This is a genomic window from Hymenobacter sp. J193, assembly GCF_024700075.1.
In the GTDB taxonomy this organism is placed as follows: Bacteria; Bacteroidota; Bacteroidia; order Cytophagales; family Hymenobacteraceae; genus Hymenobacter.
The window spans coordinates 1-15,829 of sequence record NZ_JAJONE010000006.1 but is presented as its reverse complement, the minus strand read 5'-3'; the positions used below and the strand labels follow the sequence as shown (position 1 = coordinate 15,829).

The 15,829-nt window shown below is 61.5% G+C and carries 13 protein-coding genes and 1 pseudogene; 3 read left to right on the top strand and 11 right to left on the bottom strand.

Going from position 1 to position 15,829, the window contains the following annotated elements:
• Positions 1–67: 67 nt before the first annotated feature.
• The 10 genes from LRS06_RS23705 to LRS06_RS23660 form a co-directional block, all read right to left on the bottom strand.
• Entirely contained in the window at positions 68–451 is a 384-nt protein-coding gene (locus LRS06_RS23705) for a hypothetical protein (RefSeq protein WP_257873761.1), read from the bottom strand.
• A 140-nt stretch (positions 452–591) separates the two neighbouring features.
• Positions 592–1,008, bottom strand: a complete 417-nt coding sequence (locus LRS06_RS23700; RefSeq protein ID WP_257873760.1) for a hypothetical protein — start codon at positions 1,006–1,008, stop codon at positions 592–594.
• A gap of 6 nt (positions 1,009–1,014) precedes the next feature.
• Positions 1,015–1,902, bottom strand: coding sequence for a hypothetical protein (locus LRS06_RS23695; RefSeq protein ID WP_257873759.1), 888 nt, complete (start codon positions 1,900–1,902; stop codon positions 1,015–1,017).
• Positions 1,903–1,933: 31 nt separating this feature from the next.
• Positions 1,934–3,337, bottom strand: a complete 1,404-nt coding sequence (gene traM, locus LRS06_RS23690; RefSeq protein WP_257873758.1) for a conjugative transposon protein TraM — start codon at positions 3,335–3,337, stop codon at positions 1,934–1,936.
• A gap of 20 nt (positions 3,338–3,357) precedes the next feature.
• Positions 3,358–4,155, bottom strand: a complete 798-nt coding sequence (locus LRS06_RS23685; protein WP_257873757.1) for a conjugative transposon protein TraN — start codon at positions 4,153–4,155, stop codon at positions 3,358–3,360.
• Between the two features lie 116 nt (positions 4,156–4,271).
• On the bottom strand, positions 4,272–5,021 hold the full coding sequence (locus LRS06_RS23680) for a conjugal transfer protein TraK (RefSeq protein ID WP_257873756.1): 750 nt from the start codon (positions 5,019–5,021) through the stop codon (positions 4,272–4,274).
• Between the two features lie 114 nt (positions 5,022–5,135).
• A complete protein-coding gene (locus LRS06_RS23675; RefSeq protein WP_257873755.1) occupies positions 5,136–6,275 on the bottom strand; it encodes a hypothetical protein in 1,140 nt (379 codons plus the stop codon).
• Positions 6,217–9,186, bottom strand: coding sequence for a VirB4 family type IV secretion system protein (locus LRS06_RS23670; protein WP_257873754.1), 2,970 nt, complete (start codon positions 9,184–9,186; stop codon positions 6,217–6,219). Before LRS06_RS23670 ends, LRS06_RS23675 begins: the two co-directional genes overlap by 59 nt.
• A 19-nt stretch (positions 9,187–9,205) precedes the next feature.
• Positions 9,206–9,586, bottom strand: a complete 381-nt coding sequence (locus tag LRS06_RS23665; protein ID WP_135398391.1) for a hypothetical protein — start codon at positions 9,584–9,586, stop codon at positions 9,206–9,208.
• Positions 9,587–9,901: 315 nt separating this feature from the next.
• The gene (locus LRS06_RS23660) at positions 9,902–10,675 is read right to left on the bottom strand and encodes a hypothetical protein (protein ID WP_257873753.1); all 774 of its coding nucleotides are present in this window, start codon (positions 10,673–10,675) and stop codon (positions 9,902–9,904) included.
• 268 nt (positions 10,676–10,943) lie between these two features.
• Here LRS06_RS23660 and LRS06_RS23655 point away from each other — a divergent pair, with 268 nt between their 5' ends.
• The 3 genes from LRS06_RS23655 (at position 10,944) to LRS06_RS23645 (ending at position 14,056) form a co-directional block, all read left to right on the top strand.
• The gene (locus LRS06_RS23655; RefSeq protein WP_257873752.1) at positions 10,944–11,369 is read left to right on the top strand and encodes a hypothetical protein; all 426 of its coding nucleotides are present in this window, start codon (positions 10,944–10,946) and stop codon (positions 11,367–11,369) included.
• 90 nt (positions 11,370–11,459) lie between these two features.
• Entirely contained in the window at positions 11,460–12,371 is a 912-nt protein-coding gene (locus LRS06_RS23650; protein WP_257873751.1) for a toprim domain-containing protein, read from the top strand.
• Positions 12,368–14,056: a hypothetical protein gene (locus LRS06_RS23645; protein ID WP_257873750.1), complete on the top strand. Its 1,689-nt coding sequence runs from the start codon at positions 12,368–12,370 to the stop codon at positions 14,054–14,056. The genes LRS06_RS23650 and LRS06_RS23645 overlap by 4 nt, the downstream gene beginning before the upstream one ends.
• Positions 14,057–14,144: 88 nt before the next feature.
• On the opposite strand, the pseudogene LRS06_RS23640 reads toward LRS06_RS23645, so the two are convergent.
• Positions 14,145–15,687 (bottom strand): annotated as a pseudogene (locus LRS06_RS23640) (SulP family inorganic anion transporter).
• Between the last annotated feature and the right edge of the window lie 142 nt (positions 15,688–15,829).

Below are 15,829 nucleotides of genomic sequence, written 5' to 3'. Positions count from 1 at the left end.
CCTAAAACAAGCGGCCCAACCAGTTACTGGTTGGGCCGCTTGTTTTAAGGGTGACGTACTGAAAGAACTATTCTCCGATGACGTACACCGGCACGGCCTGCGCGTCGACTCCCCGGCCGGTTTCCTTCTTGACCTCTTTGCCATCCAGCAGGATGGAGCAGGTGATTTCCGAGGCCGCCGTGCCGCCGTCGATGCTGGCCAGAATGGTCAGGTTGTCGCCCTGCTTCATGGTGCGCTTAAACTTGTAGTTTGCTGGCAGGGGCGTGTTGCTGAGCGTCGTGCTGCCACCGCTTTCGTTGGTGTAGCTCAGGTAATCCGATACCGGGGCATTGGAGGTAACCTTGTATTCTACCTGATACTCTTTTGGCCCCGAGGGCGTAGCATCGTTGTCTTTCGAGCAGCTGGTGGCCAGGGCCGCGCAGCTCAGCAGTAAATAAGCAAGTCGTTTCATAGGTCAGAAAGGGTGATTAGCGGAAGTGATACCGCAGGCCGGCACTCGCGTTGCCGGGCAATTGGTCGATGAGAGGGTTGTTGAACAGGTAGCCTTTCGTGCCGGTAGCCACGAGGGAAAGGCGGTTGCCCAGGAAGAAATCAACTTCGGCCCCGGCTTGCGGGCCGTAGGTGAAAGCGTTGCGGCTCGCTGGCATCGGCAGCCAGCTCGCCCGTGCGATTCTCGTTGGTGCGCTCGTAGCCGGCCCCCGCCCCGATGAGCAGATGCACGTAGGCAAACTCCCCAATGCGGAACAGTTGTGGGGCGATGAACAGCCGGCCCTGATAGGTCGAGTATTCACCCTGGGTGCGGAGGTTGCCGGCATCCCGCAGGCCACTGGCCCGCAGGGCCAGCTTATCGGTGAGCATGGAGTTGTAGCTCAACTCGTAGTAGTCGCCCTTTTCAGAGCGCCCGAGGTGGGCACCCCAGCTGGAGATGTGTTTAACGTGGCGTTGAGCCAGGGCCGGCGATGTGCCGGCCCCAGCCATTGCAAGCGCCACAAGCAGGAGCTTTTTCATGCGGGATTAGCGACGGGGACGGGCGCGGTCCATTTTAATGAGTGACTGTTGAACCAACACGTCGGCGTACACCAGCTCCGCCGCCTGGCGCGAGGGACCGGGCTGCGAGGATTCGGCCAACAGCCGGTCGGCTTCCTGGCGCAGCTGCATGGCCTTAATCATGTTGTCGTTCGACGAGTTGAGGGCGGCCATCCGCTCGCCTTCCGTCATGGCGTACCGGCCCGGATTCTTCAGCGTGGCATTCATTTCAATGCTTTGCTGCGTCATTTCGTCGGCAATCTTGTAGTAGCCGAAGGCAGTAGCAATCTTCTTCTTCTGCATCATCTCCTCGTAGGCGAAGGTCGAAACGGCGGCTTCTTCGCGCTTGGCCTGATACTGGGAGGAACTCATGCGGTTGTTGCCGGCCGTGGCCCCCGCGCCAAAGCGGGAAAACACGTCGTACACGGTGTTCAGGTCCTGCTGGGGATTGTTAAGCTGCAGGGCCTGCCGCAGGCGTTCGGCTTTCTGAAACACCGGCATATACTGGTTGCTCTGGCCCCGGCCCGACATGGACAGCGCCCGCGCAAACAGCTCCTGCGGGTTAGAGAGGCGCAAATCCTGAATGCTTTGTACCTTCCGTAAGTCGGCCTGCACCTGCCGCTGCAGCTGCAGCGTCTGGTCGGTAATGTCCTTTACCTGACCGGTAATATCCTTGGTGACGCCGGCAATCTGCCGGGCATCTTTTACTACCTGGTAGTTCTTGACGGTTTCGGTCCACTGGGCCAGCCGTTTGGCGAAGTCACCAATGTGAATGCCCATGTGCAGCGGGTCATTTACCACGGCTTGCGCGGAGGCCTCCTTGGTGGAGAAAACCAGCGCAACGGCCAGCAAAGCGGGCAAAAGGAGCTTTTTCATAGTCATAAGCTTTTAGGTGAACGGAAAGGAATCAGCGGCCACTCGCGGCTTCCGGCCCCAACTGGCCGGCCGCCGCCGTGGTAATCAGGATGGGGTAGCCATCGGGGAGCAGCACGTCGCGCAGCTTGGTGCGCGTTTTGGGCCGGGAGAGCACCGTCGCCGCGACACGGCCCCCGACGCCCACCACCGAGTTAGCGGCCGAGGCCGAGCGGTCGATGGCGGTACTGAGTTCCTGCGTGGTCTGCTGCTGCAGGTCGCTGCCGGCCATGGAGGCATCTTTGGCAATGCGCTTCACCGGGTCAATCATGATGCCGGGCATGTAGTTGAAGTCGTAAATGTCAGCCTCGACTCGCGTGGGCCCAAGGCGGTTGACTTCCAGCGTCACGTTGTTATTGCCCACCGTGGCCACGGCCGCGAAGACCATGTTTTTGGGGAAGGTTACGCCGCTGACCACGGCATCTTCCAGCAGGCGCAGAATGACCACCGAGCCGGTGCGAACTTTCTGCTCCCCGTTGATGACGCACTTAAAAAACACGTCGGGAGTGAGCTGCTGTTGCTGCTGGTAGTTGCCCTGCGCCATCATGCGCGAGGAGTTGCCCACCTTGACGGTATTGAAGCCATCCATGCCGGGGGCATTCATCCGGTTGGCCAGCAGCTGCGCGGTCTGGTTGGGGTCGCGGTAGCGTTTGCCCGTCATGCGCTCGTAGGCAGCGCGGGTTTCGGGCGGGGAGCTGGCCAGCATCGCCAACACGTCCGGGTCGGTTTCAAACGGGGTACCGTCCGCGTCCCGCGCCGGCACCAGGCTATGGGCAGCAGCCGAAGAGGTGCGCCGCCGGCCACCGCCGCCGCTGGCCGTGTTACGGCGACGAGGCACCACCAGCGTTTCCGAGCGGTAAGAGCCGGTACTTGGGTCCTGAATAGTCGTCTCGATAGTATCCACGTCGGCCGCGGCCACGCGGGCGGCCTCGGCGCGACGGGCTGCCGCCTGCGAGAAAGCCTGAGCGCGCCGCCGCCGACGCAGCGCCTGCCCGGTCGTATCGACGGCAAACACATCAACCACATCTTCATCGGTTGGGGTCGCCGGGGCCGATTTGGCGTCCATCTCGGCGCGGCGCTGGGCCTCAATTTGGGCCGAAGGCGAGGCGACGGGCGAAACCGGCGAGGTTTCGGGCGAAGCAATTTCCGGCTCAATATTGGCCGAGGCCGCCGCTACCGGCTCCTTTTCCTGTTGGGCGGCTTCCTTCGCGGACTTAAGCCATAGGAAAAGGCCCCCGACCACGAGCACCAGCAGCAGGCCGGCAAAAGCCATCCAGTTGGTGCGCAGAATTTCGGTGGGCGTACGTTTCTCAACCGCGGCCGCTGACCGCTGCTCCTGCTCATTATCGGGGTTCGGCGGCCGAACGGCCGGCTGATTTGGGGAGGTGATGGGTTCCATAGGGATAGGGGCCGGCGGCCTTAAATGGTGGAGGCGCGGTTAATCACCCGCGAGGGTACCGGCAGCACCAGCACCCGCGCCCCGTTGAGTTCGCGCAGGGTTACTTCCAGGTAGCCGCGTTCCGTGGCCGCGTACAGGGGAATGGCGTAGGTCAGGTAGCCGGTGGTGCGGCCGGTGATAATCTGGTTGGCCAGCCCGCCCGAAGGAGCCAGCGGCCGGCGCGCTTCGTTCTTTTTGCGGGCCAGAAACTTCCTCTGGGCGTTTTCCACCAACTGGAAGTCGGTGAAATCGACGTTGTAGTCGATGTTGGTCTTATTAATGACCTTGAAGCGCAGGTAGGTGAAATCCTTGTCGTTGCGCACGTTGGCCAGCGACAGTACCAGGTCATTATCCACCACGGCTACCGCCTGATGCTCTTCCTTGGCTTTGCGCAGCTGGCTGAGCTTGCCCTCGACCCTGCTTTTCTTCTCCTCTTCCTTATCCAGCGCCAACTCGTTTTCCGGAGCCGAGCCGGCCGCCGTGCCGGTGCCGCTCATGCCCAGGGCCCCGTCCTTCTGAAAGTCATAGAGTTGCAGAACCGGCCGGTTGACAAACACGAGACGCCCCATCCAATACTTCGAGCCGTAGCGAATGAGCATGGGCGTAGGGGGCGCATTCTTGCGTTTGGCGCGCACGAACACGGCATTTGCTTCGATTTTGACCAGGTAGTTATTGGCCATGCCCACATCGACGAGCGACACCGGGCCACCGAACACGAGGTAGGTAGTGGAGCTGTCCGAAACGGCCACGTCCAGCAGGGTTTCATTGGCTACTACCACCGAGGAAGGCGGGCGCTGCGGGCGGGCAGTTTGGGCTGAGGCCCCGGCAGCGGAAAAAGTAGGCCCAGCAGGGCCGGCAGGATATAATTAGGCATGATTGACATCAGGTTTAGGGGTTAGCGAGGAGCCGGGCCAGCCGGCGCGCGAGTGGCAGCAGCCGGAGCCGGGGCCTCATCGGGGGCCGGGGCCAAGCCACTTTGCGCTTCCTGTAGGCGACGTTGCCGGTCGGCTTCCTGCGACTGCAGCAACTCAGTTTCTTCCCGCGTCAGCGTGGGCGTGTAGGGGATGTAGTCGAAGTTGGTAATCAGCAGCCCGTAGGGGTTGGCATCCGAGCGGTTAGTTTCTTCCAGGTTGAACTTGGCTGCCAGCGGCAGCGGCTCTTTCTGCTGGCCCCCGATGAAAATGCGCTGCTTGATGTAGACCTGACCGGCCCAGGGGCGCTTGCTCATGTCCACGAGCACACTATCCACCGTCACGACGTTGCGGGCGGCGTACCGCTCGTAGTTCTGCAGCACTTGGCCCCGCGTGAAGCCCTCGTAAATCCGGCGGCCCCCGCGGCCCTCAATCAGCGGCAGGGCTGCGTCCAGGTTGGCCTTGTAAGTGTATTGGTCGTGGCCGAACATGGTTTGCATGAACTGGCGCACCAGGTTGCGGGCCTCGTAGGCGGTGTGGGCATCCGTGCCGGCCGAAAGGGCCGCCACCGAGCCGGTTTGCGAGACGACGTACACGCGCTTACCGCTGTTCTCGTAGGCCCGGTACACCAGGAAGCCCGAGGCCAGGGCGACCAGCAGCAGGGCTATAACGCTCCCCAGCGCCAGGTTGCGCATGGTGGAGAAGGAGGTACTCAAATCTTTGGCGGAATCCATCGTATAACTGGTTAGAAAGTCAGGCGGGAAGGTTGAAATCAGGTCGTTTGGGCATTTTCTGCCCTACCGCCCCCTTGAGTGAGCAGCAGAAAAGACCCTTTCAGAAGAGGGGATTTAGGTAGTCCAGAGGCCCGAGGCCCGCTGCCGGTAGGAAGGGTTCAGCGCGTCCGACATGGTAATGGAGGGCAAGCCCGAGGAGGCGGAACTACTTGCTTCGCCGCCACCTCCGCTGCTGCTACTTCCGCCGCCACTGGAGCTGCCTGCGCTGCCGCCACCGCTGCCGCCACTGCTACTACCGCCGCCAGCGTTGCCCATTGCCCGGCCCACGGCCGAGGCCAGACCGCCCCCGCCGGGAGCCGCAACCCCGGCCACGGTCGTCGCCGCGCCCATTGCCATACCGGCCATCTGGCCGGCAAAGCCCTGCACGGCCGAGGAGCCGATGAACATGGACGTGAGGTAGGGCACGATGATGTAGAGCATCACGAAGGCCACTGACATGAGCATGAACTTGGTGTCATCCACCGATTGGGCCGGCCCGCCGCTGGCCAGGATGCCACCCGCGACCCGCTGGGTATCGGCAAAAAAGCCGTACATGGTATCCAGCAGCACGAACGTGAGCCCCCACATCTGGACGGCGATGAAGTTCTGCAGCCACTTCATGGCCAACTGACCGAAGGCCGGAATGACGGAGAGCGTCATGGCGATAGGCCCGGAAACGTAGAGGAAGCCCAGAATGAACTGTTGCAGGAACGTCATTATTTCCCGGACGATAAGCACGGTGGTGGCCGTGAAAAGCCGCGTCATAATGCCCGAGAAGGTGAAGGAGCTGAGCGTATCGGAGATGCTGCTAATCATGGCGGCCGCCCCCGATACAATGTCGCCCATCCCGATATTGTCATTACTGGCCGCTGCCGCCACCGCCGGCGGCGTGGTCAGGGCGCTGAGGGCTTCGGCCGCGGATTGGTCGGTAGAAAACAGGGCCGTAAAGGCCGCTATGCCGGTACCCAGGGTATCAATCAGGCTCTGGTAGAAAAAGAGCAGGAAGAATATCCAGGTAGCCTTGATAATCGGCCCCCAGTCCATTGCCAGGCCGCTACCGCTGATAAAGCCACGCCCGATGGTGTAGAGCAGGGCGATGCCCATTAGCGAGGGCGTCAGAAACCGACAGGCCGTGAGCACAATGGCTAAGGTCTGGTCACAGGCGCGCAGAAACCCCGGGTCGATGCCGTAGGCCACCATTAGAAAGTTGCTCATCATTTCCCCCGAGCTTGCGGCTCTGCTTATCTTCGACAAACTGGTCCACGGCGTAGTCGAGGCGCTGCACTTTCACGTCCTCGTACTGTATCTCCCCATCGGTGCCGACCACGAGCTGGCCAGCCTTGTCCACTTTGGGGCGGCGGTTGGTCTGCTGGTAGAACTTCACCAGCTTATTGAGGTGGTTGCGCTCCACCGGCTTGGAAGTCAGGATGGCATCGAGCTGGGGCGAGGCCTCCAGGGCAAATACCTTCCCTTTTGCTCCCTGCTTGATGAAGAACTCGCGCAGAGCATCGGTAGAGCGCACCGACTTAATTAAGTCCATCTCGTGGCCCGTCAGGCCGAGCGGGGCCTGCAGCTGGGCCAGCGAGTCCGGGTTGATGTGGCGCAGGATAATTTTGGTAGCCGAGTTGTTGATGATGGCCGGGCCAATCTTGCTGCTGGTAATCTCGGTGATGCCCTGGGTGATGATGGTCACCGAGCCGTTGGTCTTCCGAATCGTGCGGTACATGGATTCGATGAATTCCGAGAGCACCCCGCTAAGCATCGTCCAGGCTTCGTCCAGGGCGATGTACTTCACGTCATCCGGGAACTTGCGGAACAGGTCCAGGCTCAGCTCGGTGATGAGCATGGCCACCACCGGGTACAGGTCGGGGTCGGCCTGCACTTTGGCCAGGTCGAAGCAGATAAGCCGGTACTCGCTCAAATCCACGTCGCGCTTGGCGTTGAGCACCCGCTCGTAGCGCCCGCCGCTGATGTACTGACCCAGCACCAGGAAGAACTGGTGCATGTCGATGTACTTCATGTTTTTCTGATACTGCCGGCGCGCGCCGTCCAACGGGTCTGCTTCCTGCCCTTCGCCGGGTACCGACACCGGCTTTTGCATATCGGCGTCGTAGCGCTCCACGAAGCGGTAGAAGCTTTCCATGCCGGGAAACTCCTCATCCTTCTGCCCCAGCTTGTCGTGCTCGTTGAGATACACGTAGTATTCAATCAGAAACCGGCTGAGGATGGTGCGCTCCGACTTATCCAGGCCCGTATCCTTGCCCCCTTTCCAGAGGGCAGCAATCAGGGCCAGGTGGAAGTTGGTTTTCTCATCGTTGTAGAGCCACTTGTTCCCGTTGGCTTTGTCTCGGGGCACGATGAAGGGGTTGAACTCGATGGGCCGCTGCGGGTCGTACTCGAAGTAGGTGTTGTCGAAATCCTCCCCGTTCAGGGACTGCAGCACGTTGCGGTAGGTGCCGCCCACGTCCATGATAATCTGCCGCGCTCCTTTCTCGTAGCGCTGCACAATCAGGTTGCCGAAAGTGTAGGACTTGCCCGAGCCGGAAGGCCCGATAACCATGGCATTCTGATTGTCCAGCGCCGTGTTGAACAGGTTCACCTGCACCAGATTGCGGAACCGGTCAGTGAGGTATTCCCCTACCGGGTCCGTCTTGTAGGTCGCGGTCCAGTGCATGTAGCAGGCCCCCCGGTCAGCGGTGGTGGTCAGCCAGCGGTCGGGTACCTGGTTGGCGTTGCCCGGCAGCAGGCCGAAGAACACCGGCAGGGCCAGGTAGCTTTCCACGACGCTTTCCGTGCCGAACATGTAGCGGAAAGCGGCCGTGGCCCGCTCGACGTTTTCCCGCCGGCTGGTATCGTTGGTATCCCACAGCATAACCGAGAGGTGCAGGCCCACAATCTGCTTGTTTTCGGCCCGCACCTCGGCGGTAAACTCCTCGACTTCGGCCGCCCGCAGGTGGTTATCCTGGGTGGCCAGGAAGGAGAGCGAGGCATTCAGCTTGCGGTCGGTATCCAGACTGCTTAGCTCAGCGCGGGTATCCTGAATCATCAGGGCCTGCGTGAGGACGTGCGGGCACTGGAGAATATGCGTGAGCGGGTAGAGCATGGGCGCGGTAACGCCGTAGCTGTTTTTCACGGCCGGGTAAGCGTCCGAGCCCTGCCCCACCATCGACAGGACATTAACCTTCTGCTCCCCCACGCTGAACGTGCCCATATCGTTGCCCATCTCGCGCTCCTGCCGGGTGGGCTGGCCGTCGAAATTGAGATTGAAGTACTGCAGGTACAGCTGGTGGATTTCCTGGCTGCTGAGCCGCTCGAAGGTGACGCCGCCCAGGTTCTTGATGCCCTGAATGAATTCGACCGCGCCGCTTTCGGCCACCTCCAGGGTTTGCACCAGCTGCGCAAACGGATTCTTGAGCACGGCCTCGCCGGCGCGGGCCACCAGGGCATTCACCGCGTTGGTTTTGGGCGACTTTACCGCCGCCGGCGCAAACGAGATGAACAAGTAGGACTTCTGGAACAGCACCAGCCGTTCATAGAAGTGCTTGTTCATCTTGTTCTCAAAGTAGGTCTGCTGGGTTTTGTCTTCCCGATAAGGCCGGTCGTAGTAGATGTCGGTTTTCTGCACGATGCTGCCCACCGGCAGCGCCCGCAGCACCCCGACGAGGGCGGCCTGGAAGGCCTCGTAGTCTTCAATGGTCCAGCTTTCCATTTCGGCCGGCTCGACCAGGAAGCCCACGCCGACGCGCCCATCCTTGAACACGACCTTGTCGCCCTCGAAGCTATGCACCGGCATCACCGCGCTAAACGCGGTGGTTTTTGGCTTTTTGTCATGAGCGGGAGTTGGTAAAGGCCCCACGGCCAGGCGGCGGGGCTGAATGAAGGTGAAGGAGAGCCACCCCATCAGGAAGCCGGGCGCTTGCTTGCGGCTCAGGTAGCGCAGGCCCATGATGAGGCCCAGTTCCACGACGATGACGAGCAGGTAGATAATGCGGGGAATTTTGACTGCCATCCCCAGAAATCCGAGCAGCAGCACGGAACCGATGAACAGGCCAACCATGATGCCCAGGTCCTGAATATTCATGCCCAGGACCTGGGCTGGTCGCTCAATAGACTTGTAGGAGCGCATGAGAGCGGAAACTCAGGGCTTAGCGTACGCCCCCTTCGCCGCCGCCTACGGCCCCTACCAAGTCGTCCTTGAACAGCTGGAAGCCGAACCACAGGATGACCCCGCCGACGAGCCAGCCCAGGGAGCCGAGCGCATCCGGGGCACCCTGCACGAACTTCATTACCACGCGAATCAGGCCGATAATCAGGATAATGGCGAAGATGACCTGCACGATGCCCACGACAGTTTCCTGTACCCCTTCGAGGGCACCTTGGGCGCTACCGCTTTGGGCAAAAGCCGCCCGGTTGGACAACGCCAGGGCCGTCAGCATGGCGTAGGCGCGTTTCTCTGCTTTGGATGGTTGGTAGGCGTGTCCGGCAACAGCCAATTTCTTGGCCAGGGAAAGGGGGTTGGTGAACATGGGGGAAAGGGTGTTGGAAATGGAGTGTGGGGGCGCTTATCTCCCCGGAAGCGGTGGAAAACGGATTGGGCGCAGCGCAGCAGCTGGCTGGCTGGCTGGCTGGCTGGCGCAGGGCTGGCACGCGGCAGTGCCCCGGCCAGACAGGTCTGGCCCGGTCTTAAAAGCAGCTGGGGGCGGCTGGGGCGGGCACTGGAAGAAGTGGGAAGACTGGGGCGGCGGGTAGCGGGGATGAGTGAGGTAGCATAGCGGGAGGGTAGAAATGAGGATGGGGTAGCGTGCTCATAAGTAGGTCGGGTGCCGGCCGCCGGGGCCGGCTTACTTTCCGGGATACAGCCCTGTCAGCGCCGCTTTCTGGCTGGCATTCTTGGCCGCGAGGGCTGCCCGCTTGCGCTGGCGTAGCTCTACCTGCTTCAGTTGATTGGCTTGGTCGTTCTTGGTCGGGGCGGCCGTCGTAATCGGGTTGTCATAGAGGGATTCCGGCACGGCATCATCTGCCGCAGCTACCGGGGCTGAATGTGCAGTGTCAGCCGCAGTGGCCGTTTCAGTAGCTGGAACTGCCGCTGCTTCCATGCCCGCAGTGGTCGGGCTTTCCGGCTCGTCTATACCCAGCCTATCAAAAACCGACACTGCCGCCGTACCTAGCGCGTGAACCGAAGAGACTACCGGTGGCGCAGCATCGGCCGGCGTGGCCTCTGTCTCCTCAGTGGCCGGCACTTCTGCTGGTATAGCGGCCTCATTCTCAGCTGCAGCATCCACCGCAGATTCCGTAGCCGCCAGCTCCCGCGCCGTGATTTGGTCGGCTTCCATGCGGTCCGCTTCCGCCTGCAGCTCCTGCTCCTCCTTGGCCCGAAAATCCTCTTCGGGCATCAAGCGCGAGATGGGGTTGTCGGCCGACAAGGGCGGCGCGGCTTCGGCCGGCGCGGGCGTTGGCTTTGGCCCATAGTGAAAGGAGCGCACCGACCGGTGGTTGCTGGTGGCGACCAGCGCCACCGGCTTGCCCTTCCCGCTGCCGGTGAAGCGCCACCACACCAACCCCAATAGGGCCGCGAGGGGCAGAAGTACCAGCAGGAAGAACAGGGCAGCTTGCATACTGGCGATGCTTTACGCCCTGTGTTCTGATAAAGTTCTGAAAGATTTCTAAAGTAATTCTTTTAAACTTCTTAAGAGTTTCTGCGTTAGCCGCAGTAGTCCGTTTCCGCAGCCTCCGCACCTATTAAGCTGACCGACGGCTAATCGTACTATTTTGGCTTTTTGAGTTACCTGTTTGCAGCGTTTAGCTGCAATTTGTGTCTTTGTGGATTCTTTGCGTAAGCATCTGTCCACTCACACCTTTTGCACTATAACACCAACTGTTTACATGGTACCATCTCCACACATTTCGGCCCCGCTGGGCTTCCCCGACCTAAAGCTTTCCGTCCCCTATGCCGACGCCATCCGCTACGCCCAATTTCGCCTGTTGATGCTGGCCAAAGGGGAGTTGAAGTCGTTCTGCGAACAGCACGAGCTTCCCTACACCAGCATCGTGGGCCTGAAAAACAACTCCCTCAAACGCGAAGAGCCGCGCTTACTGCAGCGCCTGCTCCGCAGCCTGGCCGTCGATACAGAGGTAATCCGCATCCCCCCCAACAGCCAGAGTCCCCGCTTCCTGTTTCCCACGGTAGAAGCCCTGACCACTTTTCAGCAGCAGCTCAAATGCTTTGACAGTGGCAACCCTCCCCTTCCCGAATCCGAAGCCCCCACAGGCGGCGCGGAATCCCCTACCCCCGTAACCACGACCGGATAGCCTTCCTGGTAGCCGAGCGGTACTTCTCACCGCTTTTCTTTCCCCGCCCGGAGCTACTGGTCATTTAAGACCACCAGTAAGCTACCCGCGATGAATGCACCCCGTGAGAACGACCCCAACGAGCTTGACCGGTTCAAGCGTGATATTGACCTCGTAGACTACGCCGAGCGGCAGGGCTACCAGATAAAAAAGGAAGGCAAGCGCGGCGACTGGCACCAGCTCGAAAAAGACGGGGAGGTGCTCATCGTCACGCGCAAAGATGACCATCAGGTGTACCTCAATACCGGCGACGACCGGGACAAGGGCAGCGTCATTGATTTTGCGAAAACCCGGGGCGGTGATGGCCACGGGCTGAATTTGGGGCAGGTCCGCCAGCAGCTACGCGAGTATCTGAATGACGGGCCTGCCCCAACTCGTGCCTATGCCCCGGCCGCCGACGTGACCCGGCTGAACGCGTTGTCCGTTGGCAACCCCGACCACGAGCGCCAGGCCGAGGAAGACCGCCGGACGCGGCTGATTTCCGAGGTGCTGGGCGTGAAGCGGGAACTGACCGACCGCACGTACCTGCACGGCCGGGGCATCGAGGACCAGACTATTGACAGCCCGGCCTTTCAGGGCCGCATCTTCACCGCGCAGCAGAACGAGCATAAGAACACGGCCTTTCCCTTATACAACGCCGAGGGGCTGGCCAGCGTCGAGCAGAAGAATGAGCACTACAAGAACCTGCTTCCATTGCCTAAAAACGGCATTTGGGTATCCCACCCCACCGAGGGGAAAGGCACTCAGGTAGAGCGCATCATCGTCAGTGAGTCGGCCATTGATTCGTTGTCCCACCACCAGCTGAAAAGCGGCCAGGACCAGAAAAACACCATCTACATTGCTACCAGCGGCACGCCGACCGAGGCCCAGGTAGCCCTGATTCAGCGGGTGATTGACAAGCAGGAGCCCCGGGAGGTCGTGTTGGCCAACGACCGCGACGCCGGGGGCGGCAGTTCAACATGAACTACCTGAACGAGCTGCACCCGGCCCGGCCGCTGGTGCCCGTGGCCGAGCAGGAAGCCTACAAAGAGCCAACGCGGCCGGTGGAGTGGCACGCCACCAGCGACAAGTACCACACGGGCTTGAAAGTGACCTATCACCACGACTCGGCCGAAGCCGGCGCGCAGCAGGTGCAGCAGCTTAGCGACCGGGTAGGCCAGATGAACGGCACCCAGGAAGCCGGCCCCACCATTGCCCTGGAGGTGCAGCGCAGCTCTGACCGGGAAACGGTACTGCGGTTGTCGGTGGCCAAAGCCGACACCGCGCAGCTGGAGGTGCTGACCCACGAGCTATACCGGCAGCGCGAACAGCTACGCCCGGAGCCGGAGCGCCAGCAGGAGACGTTCCTGCGGGTAGATTATCCGGTAGCAAAAGACTGGAACCGCGACCTGGAGTTAACCCGGCAGGGCCTGAATGCCGAGCAAATCCGCGCCCAGGCCCAGCGCGACGAGCAGCAGCGCGAAGCGGAGCGGCAGCAGCGCCTTGCCGAGCAGCACCGCCAGGAGCAGGAGCAGCGCCAACTGGCGCGCCAGCAGGAGCAGCAGCGCCGCGAGAACACCCCGGAAGCGCAAGAGCAGCGCGAGGCGGACGACCGCCGATTCAATCAGGCCGTGCTGGGCGCGGCCGTGGCTAGTCCTGGCGCGGAGCCGGAGTCGCGCCCGTTCCGCTCCTACCAGTCCGAGCAAGAAGCCGCCGCGCATACCGCGCAGTTTGTGCATGCCCGCGATGCGGGGCTGATTTTGCTGAAGGAGTACATCAACGACAACCCCGCCCCCACCGGCCGCAAGGTGGATGAAACCGAGCAGCAGGAGAACCGTGACCGGGCGCGCTACGTCGAACGAAACCCAGCCCAGGCGCTGGCCACCGCGCCGGCCGCTGAAGAGAAAACCGCGACGTGGAAGATTGACGAAGTTGCCCCCAACACCACCGGCCGCGCCGAGGCTTGGAAGGAGGTGCTGGATAACAGTTCGTACAGCTACAAGACGAGCGAAATCCGAAGCACGATTGACGAGCAGGGCATCCGTCGCGCGGAGTTCGATATGACCTACCGCAACGACCAGCCCGATATTGCCATCATCCACGCCATCATTACGAACACCAACGCCCGGGCTGAGGCCGGCCAGGAAGTATATGCCGGCGTTAGCGTCAGTGAGAGCGAGGCCGACCGTGCAGTACGCCAAGTAGTCGCCGAGGCCGCCGCCATTCAGCCCCACAACCGCGACCGGAGCATGGACCAGGCATCGGCCACGCCGGCAGCCGAGGGGGCGCCGGAGCCCCGGGCCGCCGGAGCAGTCCCCGCGCCGCAGGGCGACGAGAAGCAGGTCGTTATCAAGGTGGACGAGGTTACGCCAGCGCCGGGTGCCCGTGGCCAAGCCGAAGCCGTGAAAGAAGCCGTGGCCGGCAGCGGCGCGAAGACCGGCGATATTCAGAGTACGACTGATGGGCAGGGCATCCGCCACTCGGAGATGAAGGTTTCGTACCGAACAGACCAGCCCGAAATTGCCCGAATCAGCCAAACGCTCGATGCCGTGGCCAGCCAGCAGGGCAGCAGTGTGATTGAGCACAGCAGCGACCGGGCCGAGCGCCGCGAAATCAGCAAGGGCTACGAAATGGCCCAGCCGCAGCGTACCCAGGAAATCACCCGGTAGCCGGGCGCTTCGCGCCCAGCTAACTAACTGGCCACAACGAAAAACACCGCCCTGATTTGCAGAGCGGTGTTTTCGTTGTAGCCAAATGTTAATACATGACGTTGGCTCCGGCCACGGTGTAGAGCGGGTCTTCCATAATATTGACCTCGATGATGGAATCGGCTTTGCCCAACAGACGGCGGCAGTCGGGGCTGAGGTGGCGCAGGTGCACAGTTTTACCGGCCCGGTGGTAGCGTTCGGTGAGCTTGTTCAGGGCCTCAATGGCCGACATGTCAGCCACGCGGCTTTCCTTGAAATCAATGATGACTTCACTGGGGTCGTCCAGCACGTCGAACTTCTCGCCGAAGGCTGGGCTGAGCCGAAGAACAGCGGTCCGTAAATCTCGTAGTGGCGCACGCCGACCTCGTCCACGTATTTGCGGGCGCGGATGCGTTTGGCATTCTCCCAGGCAAAGACCAGGGCGGCGATAATCACGCCGATGAGCACGGCCAGAGCCAGGTTGTGCAGCAGCACGGTGATGGCCGTTACGAGCACCATGACGATGAGGTCCGACACCGGCATCTTGCCGAAGGTTTTCAGCGAGGCCCACTGAATGTGCCCACGGCCACCATAATCATGAGGCCGGTAAGGGCCGCCATCGGTACCCGCTCGATGAGTGACGCGCCAAACATGATGAACACGAGCAGCATGACAGCCGCCACGATGCCCGAGAGCCGCGCCCGCGCCCCGGAGGAGATGTTAATCAGGCTCTGGCCAATCATGGCGCAACCGCCCATGCCGAAGAGAAAGCCCGAGGCGATGTTGGCCGCGCCCTGCGCCACGCACTCGCGGTTGGTGCTGCCCCGCGTCTCGGTGATTTCGTCAATCAGGTTGAGCGTGAGCAGGCTCTCAATCAGTCCCACCCCGGCCATGATGGCCGCGTAGGGAAAAATGATGCCCAGCGTGGCCAGCGTCAGCGGCACGGCCGGGATGTGGAACGGCGGAAACCCGCCCTTAATGGAGGCAATGTCGCCCACGGTTTTGGTCGAAATGCCCAGCCCAATTACCAGCCCGGACACTACCAGAATGGCCACCAGCGAGGCCGGTACCACTTTGGTGAGGCGCGGCAGCCCGGCAATGATAAGGATAGTGAGGCCTACCAGCCCCAGCATGGTGTAGAGGGGCTGAGCCCGTGAGCCACTGGTGCGCGCCGGCCGCGTCCACGATCTGGAACTGCACCAGCTGCGAGAGGAAGATAATAATAGCCAGTCCATTGACGAAGCCAAACATGACCGAGTGCGGCACCAACCGAATGAACTTGCCCAGACGCAGCAAGCCGGCGACTACCTGCAGCACGCCCGCCAAGATGACGGTGGCGAAGATGTAGTCCACGCCGTGGCTCTTGGCCAGAGCCAGCAGCACCACGGCAATAGCCCCGGTGGCGCCGGAAATCATGCCCGGCCGGCCGCCGATGAGCGAGGTAACCAAGCCCATGACGAAGGCCGCATACAGACCCACCAGGGGCGAGAGTCCGGCAATGAGGGAAAAGGCTACGGCCTCTGGCACCAAGGCCAGGGCCACCGTGAGGCCGAGAGAATTTCGTTTTTGTAACTGACTTTGTACTGGCTGAAGTACTGAACTACTTGTTGCATGAATCACACTGAAAAATGGGCAAAGAAAAGCCGCACTCATCCAGCAGGATGGGGCGGCCGGATATTCTAAGCCGGTCGTCAGGGTGGGGTGAGCTTGAAAGTAGGAGAAGGGAAAAAGGGCATTACAGGGGCAAAAGGTACG